Origin of the sequence: Streptomyces sp. NPDC020780, assembly GCF_044334475.1 — a bacterium.
GTDB lineage: Bacteria > Actinomycetota > Actinomycetes > Streptomycetales > Streptomycetaceae > Streptomyces.
Genome location: NZ_JBIRTB010000023.1, coordinates 18,843 through 31,614, shown reverse-complemented (window position 1 = coordinate 31,614; position 12,772 = coordinate 18,843). Strand labels below are relative to the sequence as shown.

Genomic DNA, 12,772 nt, shown 5'->3' with positions numbered 1-12,772 from the left:
GAGCGAGGGGGCGCGGTGAGCACGGGTACTGCGGGGACGGCCGATCCGGAGCACCGGCCGGCAGCAGGGGAGGCCGGCCGGAAACGGGAGCAGCGGGGCTGGTACTTCTACGACTTCGCCTGCTCCGTCTACTCCACCAGCGTGCTCACGGTCTTCCTCGGGCCCTACCTCACGTCGATAGCCAAGGCCGCCGCCGACGCCGACGGCTACGTGCATCCGCTGGGGATACCCGTGCGGGCGGGATCGCTCTTCCCGTACGCCGTGTCCGTCTCCGTGGTGGTGGCGGTCCTGCTGATGCCACTGGCGGGCGCCGCCGCTGACCGCACGGGGCGCAAGAAGCCCCTGCTCGCGGCTGCCGCGTACGTCGGCGCGACGGCGACGGCGTGCATGTTCTTCCTGGACGGGCAGCGCTACCTGCTGGGCGCCTTCCTGCTCGTCGTGGCGAACGCGTCGATCTCCGTGTCGATGGTGCTGTACAACGCCTACCTGCCGCAGATCGCCACCCCGGAGGAGCGTGACGCGGTCTCCTCGCGCGGCTGGGCCTTCGGATACACCTCGGGCGCGCTCGTCCTCGTCCTGGACCTGGTCCTCTACACGGGCCACGACTCCTTCGGCCTCTCGGAGTCCGACGCGGTCCGCGTCTGCCTGGCCTCGGCAGGCGTGTGGTGGGGCGCGTTCACCGTCGTACCGCTGCGCAGGCTGCGCGACCGCCGGGTCGCTCCCGGCGGTGAGGGCGCGGTGGGCTCGGGCTGGCGCCAGCTGATGTCGACCTTGCGCGACATGCGTCGTCACCCGCTGACGCTCTCGTTCCTGCTCGCCTACCTGGTCTACAACGACGGCATCCAGACGGTGATCTCCCAGGCCTCGGTGTACGGCTCGGAGGAACTCGGTCTCGACCAGACGACCCTCATCACGGCGGTGCTGCTCGTGCAGGTGCTCGCGGTGGCCGGGGCCCTGGGCATGGGACGGCTCGCCCGGCTGTACGGCGCGAAGCGTACGATCCTCGGCTCGCTGGCCGTCTGGACGCTGATCCTCGCCGCCGCCTACGCGCTCCCGGCCGGCGCGCCGGTGTTCTTCTACACCCTGGCGGCCGCGATCGGCCTGGTGCTGGGCGGCAGCCAGGCCCTCTCCCGCTCGCTGTTCTCGCACCTGGTGCCGCGGGGGAAGGAGGCTGAGTACTTCTCGGCGTACGAGATGAGCGACCGGGGACTCAGCTGGCTGGGCCCCCTGGTGTTCGGCCTGGGCTACCAGCTCACCGGCAGCTACCGGGACGCGATCCTGTCCCTGGTGATCTTCTTCGCGCTCGGTTCCCTACTCCTGGCGCGGGTGCCCGTCCGGGCCGCGGTGGCCGCCGCGGGCAATCCCGTGCCGGGCAGGATTTAGACGTTGAAGTGAAAGGCCGGTAGTGTACGTCTTTGGCCTGCCCGGAGGACCGTTACGGCCAGAGGAAGAAGCCGAACCGTTGGGTGACAACTTCGACCAGAGGTGACAAACCGGGCACCGGTGGGTACTCAACCCAGACAAAGCAGCGGCACGACGGGCGACGCATGACCGGCAACGGGAATCTTTACCGCCGACCGGACGTTGACCGGATGACGACGACAGCGACACCTGTCCTGTGGGCGACAAGCCCGGGAGGCACGATTCATGAGTGAGCGAGCTCTCCGCGGCACGCGACTCGTGGTTACCAGCTACGAGACGGACCGCGGCATCGATCTGGCCCCGCGCCAGGCGGTGGAGTACGCATGCCCGAACGGACATCGTTTTGAGATGCCGTTCTCGGTAGAGGCGGAAATTCCGCCGGAGTGGGAGTGCAAGGCGTGCGGCGCCACGGCACTCCTGGTGGACGGGGATGGCCCCGAGGAGAAGAAGGGCAAGCCTGCGCGCACGCACTGGGACATGCTCATGGAGCGGCGCACCCGCGAGGAGCTGGAGGAGGTGCTGGCCGAGAGGCTGGCGGTTCTGCGCTCCGGAGCCATGAACATCGCCGTGCATCCGCGGGACAGCAGGAAGTCTGCCTGACCGCGCATCACCGCACAGATCGAGAGCCGCGGGCCGTGACACAGAACGTGTGTCACGGCCCGCGGCTCGTGGCGTTCCGGCGGGGCTTACCCCCGGCCGGGTGACGCCCGTCCGGGGAGTAGGTCGCCCCTGGCCTGCGGTCAGGGGGCGAGCGGCGGGCGGGGCGCGCCGCCTGGGCCGTCGTCGGACCGGTGGGATGCCTGGGTGCCGTCCTCGCGGATGACCTCTCCCTGGACCACCTTCCCGTCGGGCCGGTGCATACGGGCCTGCTGGAGGGCGTCCGAGAGGGTTCCCGGCGTGGCCTGACGCATCCGGCGCTCCAGGGAGCGCTCCGCGAGGCGGCCGAGCATCGAACGGAGCGGGGGCAGCAGCAGGAGGAGGCCCACCGCGTCGGAGATCATGCCGGGGATCATCAGGAGAAGGCCGCCCAGCATCAGGAAGCCGTTGCCCCTGCTGCCGGCCGGAGCTGCCACCGGCTCGTCGGGGGCGCCGGGCTGCCCCGGCATCCGCTGCAGGGTCTCGGACAGGTTCCGGAAGGCACGCCGCCCCGCCCGCTTGATCACCGCTGCACCGAGCACAGCCCCGGCGACCAGGATCAGGAACACGGTGAAGCCGCTCGCCGCGTCGGCCACCACGATCAGCAGCCAGATCTCCAGTACCAGCCAGGCGGCGAGACCGAGCGGCAGGAAGGTGCGGGCGCGTGAGCGCCGGGGACGGTTCTGAGGCGGTGTGCCGGTCGTCATGCACCCAGTGTGCCTGTCCCGGCGTGCGTGCGGCGTAAGCGGGTGATCTTGGAGCCGCTCGTCCGGGCCGGCCGGGCACGGCGCGCGCGGGTGCCCGGCGGCGGTCAGGCGTTCTTGCGGCCCAGTACCTTGTTCGCCCGGCCGGTGATCCCCCAGCCGGTGACCCGCCAGAGTGCCTCGACGAGGATGTCGCGGCTCATCTTGGAGTCACCGATCTCTCGTTCCATGAAGGTGATGGGCACCTCGACGACGTGGTAGCCCGCCTCGACGGCCCGGCGGGCCAGGTCGACCTGGAAGCAGTACCCCTGGGAGGCGACCTCGTCGAGGCCGAGGCCCTTCAGGGTGGGCGTGCGGAACGCCCGGTAGCCGCCGGTGACGTCGCGGACCGAGAGGCCGAGCAGCATCCGGGAGTACAGGCTGCCGCCGCGGGAGATCATCTCGCGGTGCCGCGGCCAGTTGACCACCCGGCCACCGGGGACCCAGCGCGAGCCGAGGACCAGGTCGGCACCCTTGAGCGCGGTGAGGAGCCGCGGAAGCTCCTCGGGCTGGTGGGAGCCGTCCGCGTCCATCTCGACCAGGACCCCGTAACCGTGCTCCGTGCCCCAGCGGAAGCCCGCCAGGTAGGCGGCGCCGAGCCCTTCCTTGCCCTTCCGGTGCAGCACGTGCACGTGACTGTCCGCCGCCGCGAGCTCGTCGGCGACCTTGCCGGTGCCGTCCGGGCTGTTGTCGTCGGCGACCAGGATGTCCGCGTCCGGAACGGCGGCGCGCACCCGGGCGGTGATCAGTTTGACGTTCTCGGCCTCGTTGTAGGTCGGAATGATCACCAAGACACTGCCGAGCGGGCCGAACTGCCTCTGACCGCCGTCGTTCACTACTGCCCCTTAAAGTCCGTACGCAGGTGCCCACCATATCCAGCGCATCGCGGCCGGATGCCTACGCGGTCACGAGCGGGCGTGGCAGGCACACCGTCGTACCGGACAGAAGGACGGAACTGCGGACAGATCTGCGGGTCGGGGCCCGGCGTCCTTCGGGCCGACCTGGGACCCGCTGGCTGCGGGTCGACCGAAAGCCGTTGTCTACTGAACCTCCGGGCCCCACCCGGGTCGCACCTGCCGTCCGGACGACACACTCCCTCGCCCCCGAGGCGCGGGCGCTGAACCTGGCTGTCAGCGGTGGTGCGCCGGTGCGGCACACCACCCCCTGACCCAGCGGCGTTCGACGACTGCGTGGAGGTTCGACCGGCCGGACGTCCAGTGGTGGACCCGGCCGAACCTACCGGCCGGTGGGCGCTTCCTGTCAACAGCCGGTCGACCTGCAGTTTTCCCTCAAAGCTCCAGGTCAGTGCCAGAGCTTCACGGGTCGCCCCGAAGTGCGCCCGCCTTCGATCGGCGGTACGGAACCTCCCGACGTCACTCGTTCGGCCTCACATAGACGGTGCGCCCGCGGACCACGGTGCGCAGGCAGACCGGAAGCTCGGCCCCGGGGGTGAGATCCGGCAGGCCGGGGGTGCCGGAGCGGGGGTCGGTCGACCACCGGGACACCCGGTCGTCGGGGGCCTGGACCACGAGTTCCCCCGTCCGCCAGACGGCGTAGTCGGCGGGGGCGCCGGGCACCAGTACCCCGGCGTCGTCGCGTCCGACGGCCCGCCAGCCGCCCCGGGTGTGCGCGGTGAAGCCGGCCCGCACGGAGACGCGGTGCTCCGGGGTGCGGTGGAAGGCAGCCGCCCGCACGGTCCCCCAGGGGTCCGAGGGCGTGACAGGGCTGTCCGAGCCGAACGCCAGGGGCACCCCGGCGCGCAGGAGTGCCGCGTACGGGTTGAGCGTCGCAGCCCGCTCCGCGCCGAGCCGCCGGGCGTACATGCCGTCCGGGCCACCCCAGGCCGCGTCGAAGGCGGGCTGGACGGAGGCGGTGAGGCCGAGCTCCGCGAACGCGGCGATCGTCTCCGGGGTGAGCATCTCGGCGTGCTCCACCCGGTGCCGCGCGGCACGGACGCGGGCGAGGCCGAGGGTCTGGGAGGCGGCCCGGACGCCGGCGACGACGGCGGAGACCGCGGCGTCGCCGATGGCGTGGAAGCCGGCCTGCAGACCGGCTTCGGTGCAGGCGGTGACGTGCGCGGCGATCCGGGCCGCGTCCAGGTGGGCGGTGCCGCTGTGCGGCGCGTCGGCGTACGGCTCGTGCAGGGAGGCCGTGTGGGAGCCCAGGGAGCCGTCGACGAAGAGGTCACCGGCCGCGCCGACGGCCCCGAGTTCGCGGATACGGCGGGCGCCCTTCTCGTCGGAGATCGGCTCGGCCCAGTACCCGAAGACGCGGGGGCCTGGCTCCTCGGCGGCGAGCTCCAGCAGCGCGGTGAAGTCGTCCTCGTCCGAGATGTCGGGTCCGGCGCACTCGTGCACGGTCCCGATGCCGAGCGAGGCCGCGTGCGCCAGGGACGCGCGCTGGGCCTCGGCGCGGCGGCGCGGTGTGACGGCACCGTGGGCGGCGGAGCGCACCGCGTGGTGGGCGGCGCCGGTGAGGGGGCCGTCGGGGTGGTAGCCGGCCAGCGCCCTGACCCCGGGGACGAGGTCGAGCAGGGTGGTGGTCACCACGGCGGAGTGCACGTCCACCCGGGGCAGGTAGACCGGCAGGCCGGCGGCGGCCTCGTCGAGCTCGGCGCGCGAGGGGGGCCGCTGCTCGGGCCAGCGCGTCGCGTCCCAGCCGTGGCCGAGGACGACCCGCTGCCCGGCTTCGCGGTTCGCGTAAGCACGCAGGAGGTGGAGGGCTTCGGAGAGGGTGCGCGCGCCGGAGAGGTCCAGCCCGGTGAGGGCGAGTCCGGTCGAGGTGGTGTGGACGTGGGAGTCGGTGAAGGCCGGGGTGACCAGAGCCCCTTCCAGGTCGACCACCTCGTCGACGCCGCTCGCGAAGGCGTCGGCCGCCCCCTCCGATCCCACCCAGGCGACATGGCCGCGTTCGACGACCATCGCGGTCGCGAACGGGTCGGCGGGGCTGTGGACATCTCCACCGCGCAGCAGCACGGTGCGGTGTTCGCTCTGGGAGGCGGTGCTCTCGGTCATGGGACCAGTCTCGCGCCTGCCCGGAGCGCTTGTGCCCCCGGCCCCCTCGCACGAGGGCCGCGAGGTTCCTCAGATCCGCGGCGGGCGCGCCTCGTACGGGGTGGAGAGGACGACGGTCGTACGGGTGGAGACGCCGGCCAGCGAACGGATCCGGGTCAGCAGGTGCTCCAGCTCCAAGGGGCTGGAGCACCGCACCTTGAGGATGTAGTTCTCGTCGCCGGCGACGCTGTGGCAGGCCTCCAGCTCCGGTACGCCGGCGAGCCGTTCGGCGATGTCGTCGGGGGCGCTCGGGTCGAACGGTTTCACCGAGATGAACGCGGTGAGGGGCAGTCCGACGGCCTCGGGGTCGACGACCGCGGCGTAGCCCCGGATCACCCCGCGCTGTTCCAGCCTGCGGACGCGCTGATGAACGGCCGAGGTGGACAGGCCCGTGGCCTTGCCCAGGTCGGTGTAGCTCATCCGCCCGTCCTTGACGAGCAACTCCACGATCTGACGGTCCAGCTCCTCCATGCGGATCAACCTATGGCCCCGGGTGCCTCCAGGCACAGTCGCGGAACCCCCGGAAGGCCGCGTTCGAGGGGCATGTGACCAATACCACAATTTTACGGGCCGGTAGCCGACGGGCCCGCGGTTACGGCCGACTTCCCACGGGAAGTGGTTGCTGTGGCCGAGGCCGTGGCGCCCGGCCGGCCCATCCGAGGGGGGAAACATCCCATGCAGAGCATGAAGCTCACCGGACGTACCGAACCGGAGCCCGTCGAATACGCCGCTCATGACGACGACGCCGCTGCCGACGCCTACGACACGTTCGAGATGTACCGGGTGATCTGCCCGGACTGTGCGCAGCCGATCGCCCTGTTGGCGGGCGAGGACGTCCTGCCTGAGCACGCCCTGTGCCCCACGCCGTGGAATCCGTTCGTCCTCACCGTGTGTGCCGGGACGAGCCGTCCGGCCGCCGAGGCCCGTCCCGCCGACGAGTCGCTGGAGGTCCAGGAGCAGGAGACCGCGCTGCTCCTGACGCTTCCTCAGGGTTTCGACTGGCGGATGCAGCCCTTCTCGCACGCCGGCGGACCCGGCTCGCGGCCCCTGCGCGTACCGCCGGTACGGCGTCAGGCAGCCTGAGGCGTCCTCCGTCCGTCCCGCAGGACTCCCCTCGGCCCGCGCCGTGGCCCTGGTGTGGTGCGGACCCTCCCCGTCGTCGGCCGGAGCGCGGCACCCGGGGAACGGGCGCGCGAATCGGCCGGCGTCCCTGCCCGGCGTGGGTTCCGTAGGACGAGGCAGCGGCCGAGGGTCGGCCGCGCTCCGGGGCGTCCCGGCGCTCCGGATCCGGGGAACGGTTCCCCGGCCCGACCGTGCGCCCTCGGGCCGGACCGCGCGTCACGTCTCCGCTTCTCACGGCCGACCCGGCCCTCACCGGGCCGTGGTGCCCATAGGGAGGGCGCGGGCCGGACGATGCCGGACGGTGCCGGACCGTCATGACCCGGAGGGGACCGGATCATGACGACGCCCGTGGGGTCAGCGTGTCTCGGGACCCGCGAGGTGGCGGGCAATGACCATGCGCTGGATCTGGTTGGTGCCCTCGACGATCTGCAGCACCTTCGCCTCGCGCATCAGCCGCTCGACGGGGAAGTCGAGCGTGTAGCCGTAGCCTCCGAGCACCTGGACGGCGTCCGTGGTCACCCGCATGGCCGTGTCGGTGCAGAAGAGCTTCGCCATCGCCGCCTGCCGGGAGAACGGCAGTCCGGCGTCGCGGCGCCGTGCCGCCTCGAGGTAGAGCGACCGGCCGGCCTCGATCTGGGTGGCCATGTCGGCGAGCATGAAGCGCAGGCCCTGGAAGTCCGCGACGGGACGGCCGAACTGGCGCCGCCCGGTGGCGTATTCGACGGCCTCGTCCAGGGCTGCCCGGGCGACGCCGATGGCGCAGGCCGCGATGCCCAGGCGCCCCGAGTCGAGTGCGGACAGGGCGATGGCGAAGCCTTGCCCCTCGTCGCCGATGAGGCGGTCCCCGGAGATCCGTACACCGTCGAAGTGCATCTGGGCGGTGGGCGAGCCCTTCATGCCCATCTTCTTCTCCGGCAGGGCGGCGCCGAGCCCTTCGGCGTCGCCGGGCACGAGGAACGCCGTGATGCCGCGGGGGCCCTCTGCCCCGGTGCGCGCCATGACCGTGTAGAAATCGGCGATGCCGCCGTGCGTGATCCAGGCCTTGGTGCCGGTCAGGACCCAGTCGTCGCCGTCCCGTACGGCCTTCGTGCGCAGCGAGGCGGCGTCGGAGCCCGAGGCGGGCTCGGAGAGGCAGTAGGCGCCCAGCAGACCGCCCCCGAGCATCGCCGGAAGATGGGCGGCACGCTGTTCCTCTGTGCCGTAGCCGGCGAGGGCGTGGCAGGCCAGCGAGTGGACGCTGACGCCGAGGCCGACGGTGAGCCGGGCGGCGGCCAGTTCCTCCAGCACCTGCAGGTAGACCTCGTACGGCTGGTCGCCGCCGCCGTACACCGAGTCGTACGGCAGGCCGAGGAGTCCGGATTCGGAGAGCAGGGTGAAGACGGCGCGCGGGAACTGGCCCGCCTCCTCCTCCTCGGCCGCCCGGGGTGCGATCTCCTTGGACACGATGTCGCGGACGAGCTCGACGAGCTGCCGGGACTCCTCGGTGGGCAGGCGGCGTTCCACCGGCTGCGGGGCACGGTCGGACATGACGCGCTCTCCTCCCTGTCGGGCGTTGCGGCGGTCGCACTCGCGGGGTAGGCGCGGCGCCGCCGGGTGGTCCCGGGTCTCGCCCGGAAAGGTATGGCCCCCAGCCGATCCTGCCCTGCTCGGATCACGAGAGGTGCTGGCCAGCGGCTGTGGCGGGATGAGTATGCCCGATCGGAGCGCCGGCGTCACCGGGGGCAAGGCGCACGGCCGCCGGGGAAGTTGGCCCGCCCCGTCGACACGCGCGTCCGCGGCCGTCGGTGGCGGTGCCGGCGGCACCCGGCGCGGGGTGGCCGAGGGGGTTGTCCGCAGCGCGGTCGGCGGGACCCCGGACGGGAGTCGAGGGGCCGCGCGGGCCCCGCCGGGCAGCCACCCGGCGACGGAACCTGCGGCCGTGCGGGGCCGTCTCCTTTACGGTCCGGCGGGCGGGGGGTGCGTCCTGGGGGCGCGATCGTTCGTCCATGGCCTTCGAGCCCTCGTCGAGGCGCTGGGCCGGGTGAGCCGGCGGGTGCGTGCGCGGGCGAGGGCCTTGCAGGAGCGGACAGACGCGGCACCCATCGAGGGTCCGGGGCCCTGGAGGACGACTGCCCGGGCCGACGGCCGGGCGGGCGGCCCCGCGTACAGCGCTCAGGCCACCCCGGCGTGAGCTGCGGCAGCCTGGCGGTCTGTCGGCATCCGGGAAGCGGCCCGGTGGGGTCAGCCGGGACGGACGGCGGTGACCAGCAGGGCGGCACTCCGCAGGCGCACCGCGCCGTGCTCCTCGTGGGCACGCAGGCTGTCTGCGAGCATCCGGCGGGCGCGGGCGGCGGTCGGGGGATCGACCTGGCTGGTCAGATGGCGTCCCGGGCCGGAGTCGAGGAGGAAGGAGGCCGCGTCGTCGGCGTCCCGCCCCCATGCCCCGTACGCGTCCACGCGGGCCGTGCCGATGTGCTCGTATCCGGCGGCGGCCAGCACCTCACGGGTACGGTCGGGGTCGGCCAGGGAGAACATCCCGGGGCCTTGCGCGGCGCCGAAGTCCCCGACGGGCAGGATGCCGCGCAGGGCCGCGAGGGCCTGGAGCCACTCGTTGCGTCCGGGGTCCGCGGAGCAGATGAACGCGAGGCGGCCACCGGGGCGGAGCGCGCGTCCGACGGTGGCGAAGGCGGCGACGGGGTCGGCGAAGAACATCACCCCGAAGCGGCTGATCACGGCGTCGAAGGAGCCGGGCCCGAAGGCATGGACCTGGGCGTCCCCCTGGACGAAGGTCACGTTGCCCACGCCCTCGCGCCGCGCGCTCTCGCGTGCGCGCTCCAGCATCGGCGCCGACAGGTCCAGGCCCGTGGCCCGGCCGCTCCCGGCCCGGCGTGCGGCCAGCCGGGTGGTCTGCCCCGCCCCGCAGCCGATGTCGAGGACGCGGTCGCCCTCCTCAATCGCGGCGGCGGCGAGCAGGGGCTCGTCGAAGCGTTCGTTCACGGCGTTCCAGCGGTCGTGGTTGCGGGCCCAGTGCGTGCCCTCGTAGCCGTTCCACGCCTGGGCCTGACCGGTGTTCACGATGTGCTGCATACGGAGCCTCCTGCGGGACGGGTGTCTGCCGGGATTAGAGTGGGCGAGCGCCCATACAGTATGGGCGCTCGCCCATACTGGCAATCCCCCGCCCTGGGGACGTGCCGTGTCTCGTACCGGGAGAAGGCCTGATGTCACCGCGTGGAGTAGCGATTCCTGATGTGCGCGAGCGGCTCTTCGACGCCGCGGAGCGGGTGCTGGCGCGTGAGGGACCGGCCGCCCTGACCAGCAGGGCGATCACCGGCGAGGCCGGTTGCGCGAAGGGGCTGTTGCACGCCCACTTCGACGGGCTGGACGCATTCGTGGCCGAGCTGGTCCTCGACCGCTTCGCCCGCGTCGCGGGGCGGGCCGGGCTGCTTGCCGGACAGGCGGGGCAGGCGACGGTGGCCGAGAACCTCGGCACGGTCGCGCTCGCCCTGCTGGACTCGCTGGACCCCACGGTGACCGGCCTCGCGTTGACGCGGCCCGCCGCCTCGCAGCGGATCCGCCTGGCACTGGAGGCCGGCGCGCCCGGTTTCACCGCCGTCCAGGACGCGATCACCGCCTACCTGGACGCCGAACAGCGCCTCGGACGCCTCGCGGAGGGCGCCGACACCGCCGCAGTAGCACTCGGCCTCGTCGGCACTGTCCACCATCTCCTGATGACGGCCCGGCCCGGTGCGCCGGCCCCCCGCGCACAGGCGGAGCGGCTCGTCGTCCTGCTCGTCGGTGCCGTGTCCGGCGGCGGAGCGGCCGCGGGCCGGGCGGCGCCGTAGCGGGCGCGAAGGAGTGCGAGGTCCTGCTCCGGGGCCCGTACGTGGTCAGCCGGTGGTCACCCGTCCGCCGTGCCGTGACGGTCAGGGGCGAGCGCGCCGTCGCAAGCGTGCACAGCGCCGGTACGAGAGACCAGCGGCCCGGTCGCCCCCGGAGTGGCCCTCGGCGGTGCCGATCCAGGGCTTCCTGGTAGCGGCACTGCACTCGTGTCGGCGCTGTGGCGGGGTCATCGAGGAGAGCGCGAGCCGCAACAGGGTCGCGCCACCCACCTCCCGGTGCGCCGGACGCGGGCCCGTCCACGGCTGCGATCACGTGCAGCATGAACCGGCGACGGGACAACCCTCGGCGCCCCGGACTCCCCGGACTCCCCGGAGACGATCCGCACGACCCCCGCCAGGACCGGAGCACCGTGGCCCTGACCCACGGCGTTTCCGTTCACGAGGTGTCTCGCCGGGCCGGACATCGTTCGGTCAAGGTCACGGTGGACCGGCAGGGGCACCTCACCCGGGACGGCCGGGGCGCTGCCGTCACGCCGGCGAGGCGCCCGTGGGGCCTCACATGATCAGGCCAACCCGAGCGACCGCAGAACGCGGTCCTGACTCGGTGCCGGCCGGACCGGCCAGAAGAGGTAGCAGACGCCTCCCGTACCGCTCCTCACCCTGCCGTTCGCGTCGTACCTCTTCGTCCGCAGCCAGATGTTCTCCCACTCGGACCGGCGGTAGACGCGGCGGACGGCGTCGTTGTCCGCGGACGCGGGGTCGTTGGCGATCACGTCGCCGTCGGCGGTGAAGCCGATGACCGTCATCAGGTGGCCGGAGGTGCCGTAGCCGGCGCCGGTCAGCTCCTCCTTGAGGAAGGACTGGGACGTGATGACGGGAATGCCCGCACCCACGAGTCGTTCCACGTCGGTGAGCGAACCGAGCCGGGTGACGACCGCGTTCATCTCCTTGTACGTCGCCGCGTAGGCGGCGTTGAAGGGCCAGTTGCCGCATCCCTCGTACTGGTGGTCGTAGGTGTGGCGGGCCGCGTGGCAGACCTGCGGGTCCGCGATGTCCGGCCGCACCCAGGCCAGATCCTCCGCGGTGGGCCGGCGACCCCAGTACTCGATGATCATCTGCGAGGAGGTCGGACTGCACCAGGCCTCGCCCCCGTTGTCGTACTCGGGGTACTCCCCCACGTGGACGTTCTGCGAGTAGCGGGGCACCGTCAGTTCCCTGCTCATCCCGGGTGTGCTCGGCGGGACGGTGAAGCGGTCCGGGACGTCCGAGGCCATCGCGCCGATCCGGTGGACCGTGGGCGTGAGACCGCTGCCCGGGGTGCGGTACAGGGTGAGCCGCAGCCGGTAGGAGACCAGCCGGAGCCCGCTCGCCGCGTCGTCCACGGAGAAGGTGTCCGTCCAGACCGTGCTCCTGCCGTCGGTCTGGTCGTCGACGGACGTGCGGCGGATGTCGGTGTCGCCCGCCGCCCACCGGCCCATCACGTACCAGGGGGTGTCCGTCCCGTCCGAGTACCGGCCGCGGAGCTCCACCTGGAGCCAGGTGCCGGCCGGTGTCCGTGCGTTCCAGGAGGCGATCACCTCGGTCGCCGGAACGCCGCAGCGGTGGAGGGGGGAGGTCCAGGTCGCGTACTCCCAGGCGGCGGTCGTGCCGCTGTGCGGGTCGGTGTACTCGGTGGTGCCGGCGGGGGCGGCGATCACCAGGCCCGGCCTCGGTCCGGCGACGGCACGGGTCCCGGCCGCCGAGCCGCAGCGCCAGTCGGTGTAGGTGCTCCAGAAACGGTTGTCCACGAGCGAGGCGGCCGCCGGCGACGAGAAGGTGGACGAGGGGGTACGGGAAGGGGCGGCCGCGGTGGGGGCCGCGGAGGCCACCGTGCCCGCTCCGGCCGCTGCCGCGAGCGCGGCGCTGAGCACGGTCCTGCGTGTGGTCGGTCCGGTCATGGGCGAGACCCCCGGTCGCGAGTGGGTTGGGGCTGCGGGTG

General features: G+C 72.8%; 11 protein-coding genes. 4 read left to right on the top strand and 7 right to left on the bottom strand.

Annotated features, from left to right (window positions below):
* The first annotated feature begins 15 nt into the window (after positions 1-15).
* Both ACH4VO_RS30550 and ACH4VO_RS30545 read left to right on the top strand, forming a co-directional pair.
* The gene (locus ACH4VO_RS30550) at positions 16-1,383 is read left to right on the top strand and encodes an MFS transporter (RefSeq protein ID WP_360997344.1); all 1,368 of its coding nucleotides are present in this window, start codon (positions 16-18) and stop codon (positions 1,381-1,383) included.
* A 264-nt stretch (positions 1,384-1,647) separates the two neighbouring features.
* The gene (locus ACH4VO_RS30545) at positions 1,648-2,022 is read left to right on the top strand and encodes an RNA polymerase-binding protein RbpA (protein WP_014044757.1); all 375 of its coding nucleotides are present in this window, start codon (positions 1,648-1,650) and stop codon (positions 2,020-2,022) included.
* Positions 2,023-2,162: 140 nt separating this feature from the next.
* On the opposite strand, the gene fxsA is transcribed toward ACH4VO_RS30545, so the two are convergent.
* The 4 genes from fxsA to ACH4VO_RS30525 all read right to left on the bottom strand — a co-directional run bounded on the left by fxsA (position 2,163) and on the right by ACH4VO_RS30525 (position 6,325).
* Positions 2,163-2,765, bottom strand: coding sequence for an FxsA family membrane protein (gene fxsA, locus ACH4VO_RS30540; RefSeq protein ID WP_360997342.1), 603 nt, complete (start codon positions 2,763-2,765; stop codon positions 2,163-2,165).
* A 104-nt stretch (positions 2,766-2,869) separates the two neighbouring features.
* Positions 2,870-3,637 (bottom strand): polyprenol monophosphomannose synthase, encoded by a 768-nt coding sequence (locus tag ACH4VO_RS30535; RefSeq protein WP_360997341.1) that lies wholly within the window; start codon positions 3,635-3,637, stop codon positions 2,870-2,872.
* A 537-nt stretch (positions 3,638-4,174) separates the two neighbouring features.
* Positions 4,175-5,815 carry an amidohydrolase gene (locus ACH4VO_RS30530; RefSeq protein ID WP_360997340.1) on the bottom strand — a complete coding sequence of 547 codons (1,641 nt, stop codon included), beginning with the start codon at positions 5,813-5,815 and terminating at the stop codon, positions 4,175-4,177.
* A gap of 69 nt (positions 5,816-5,884) precedes the next feature.
* Complete coding sequence (locus ACH4VO_RS30525) at positions 5,885-6,325, bottom strand: Lrp/AsnC family transcriptional regulator (RefSeq protein WP_069173190.1); 441 nt, start codon at positions 6,323-6,325, stop codon at positions 5,885-5,887.
* Positions 6,326-6,529: 204 nt separating this feature from the next.
* Here ACH4VO_RS30525 and ACH4VO_RS30520 point away from each other — a divergent pair, with 204 nt between their 5' ends.
* Positions 6,530-6,937: a hypothetical protein gene (locus ACH4VO_RS30520; RefSeq protein WP_360997338.1), complete on the top strand. Its 408-nt coding sequence runs from the start codon at positions 6,530-6,532 to the stop codon at positions 6,935-6,937.
* 393 nt (positions 6,938-7,330) lie between these two features.
* On the opposite strand, the gene ACH4VO_RS30515 is transcribed toward ACH4VO_RS30520, so the two are convergent.
* Together ACH4VO_RS30515 and ACH4VO_RS30510 are read right to left on the bottom strand one after the other, a co-directional pair.
* Positions 7,331-8,503, bottom strand: coding sequence for an acyl-CoA dehydrogenase family protein (locus ACH4VO_RS30515; RefSeq protein ID WP_360997336.1), 1,173 nt, complete (start codon positions 8,501-8,503; stop codon positions 7,331-7,333).
* Positions 8,504-9,196: 693 nt separating this feature from the next.
* A complete protein-coding gene (locus tag ACH4VO_RS30510) occupies positions 9,197-10,042 on the bottom strand; it encodes a methyltransferase domain-containing protein (protein WP_360997334.1) in 846 nt (281 codons plus the stop codon).
* Between the two features lie 131 nt (positions 10,043-10,173).
* On the opposite strand from ACH4VO_RS30510, the gene ACH4VO_RS30505 reads away from it, so the two are divergent.
* Positions 10,174-10,797 (top strand): TetR family transcriptional regulator, encoded by a 624-nt coding sequence (locus ACH4VO_RS30505; protein ID WP_360997333.1) that lies wholly within the window; start codon positions 10,174-10,176, stop codon positions 10,795-10,797.
* 560 nt (positions 10,798-11,357) lie between these two features.
* On the opposite strand, the gene ACH4VO_RS30500 is transcribed toward ACH4VO_RS30505, so the two are convergent.
* Positions 11,358-12,731, bottom strand: coding sequence for a peptidase C39 family protein (locus ACH4VO_RS30500; RefSeq protein WP_360997331.1), 1,374 nt, complete (start codon positions 12,729-12,731; stop codon positions 11,358-11,360).
* Positions 12,732-12,772: the final 41 nt, after the last annotated feature.

What these genes read in the sequence shown, in the direction of transcription:
- ACH4VO_RS30515 (WP_360997336.1), bottom strand. Translation starts at nt 8,503, where the DNA reads ATGTCCGACCGTGCCCCGCAGCCGGTGGAACGCCGCCTGCCCACCGAG.
- ACH4VO_RS30520 (WP_360997338.1), top strand. Translation starts at nt 6,530, where the DNA reads ATGCAGAGCATGAAGCTCACCGGACGTACCGAACCGGAGCCCGTCGAA.
- ACH4VO_RS30500 (WP_360997331.1), bottom strand. Translation starts at nt 12,731, where the DNA reads ATGACCGGACCGACCACACGCAGGACCGTGCTCAGCGCCGCGCTCGCG.
- ACH4VO_RS30525 (WP_069173190.1), bottom strand. Translation starts at nt 6,325, where the DNA reads ATGGAGGAGCTGGACCGTCAGATCGTGGAGTTGCTCGTCAAGGACGGG.
- fxsA (WP_360997342.1), bottom strand. Translation starts at nt 2,765, where the DNA reads ATGACGACCGGCACACCGCCTCAGAACCGTCCCCGGCGCTCACGCGCC.
- ACH4VO_RS30545 (WP_014044757.1), top strand. Translation starts at nt 1,648, where the DNA reads ATGAGTGAGCGAGCTCTCCGCGGCACGCGACTCGTGGTTACCAGCTAC.
- ACH4VO_RS30530 (WP_360997340.1), bottom strand. Translation starts at nt 5,815, where the DNA reads ATGACCGAGAGCACCGCCTCCCAGAGCGAACACCGCACCGTGCTGCTG.
- ACH4VO_RS30510 (WP_360997334.1), bottom strand. Translation starts at nt 10,042, where the DNA reads ATGCAGCACATCGTGAACACCGGTCAGGCCCAGGCGTGGAACGGCTAC.
- ACH4VO_RS30505 (WP_360997333.1), top strand. Translation starts at nt 10,174, where the DNA reads ATGTCACCGCGTGGAGTAGCGATTCCTGATGTGCGCGAGCGGCTCTTC.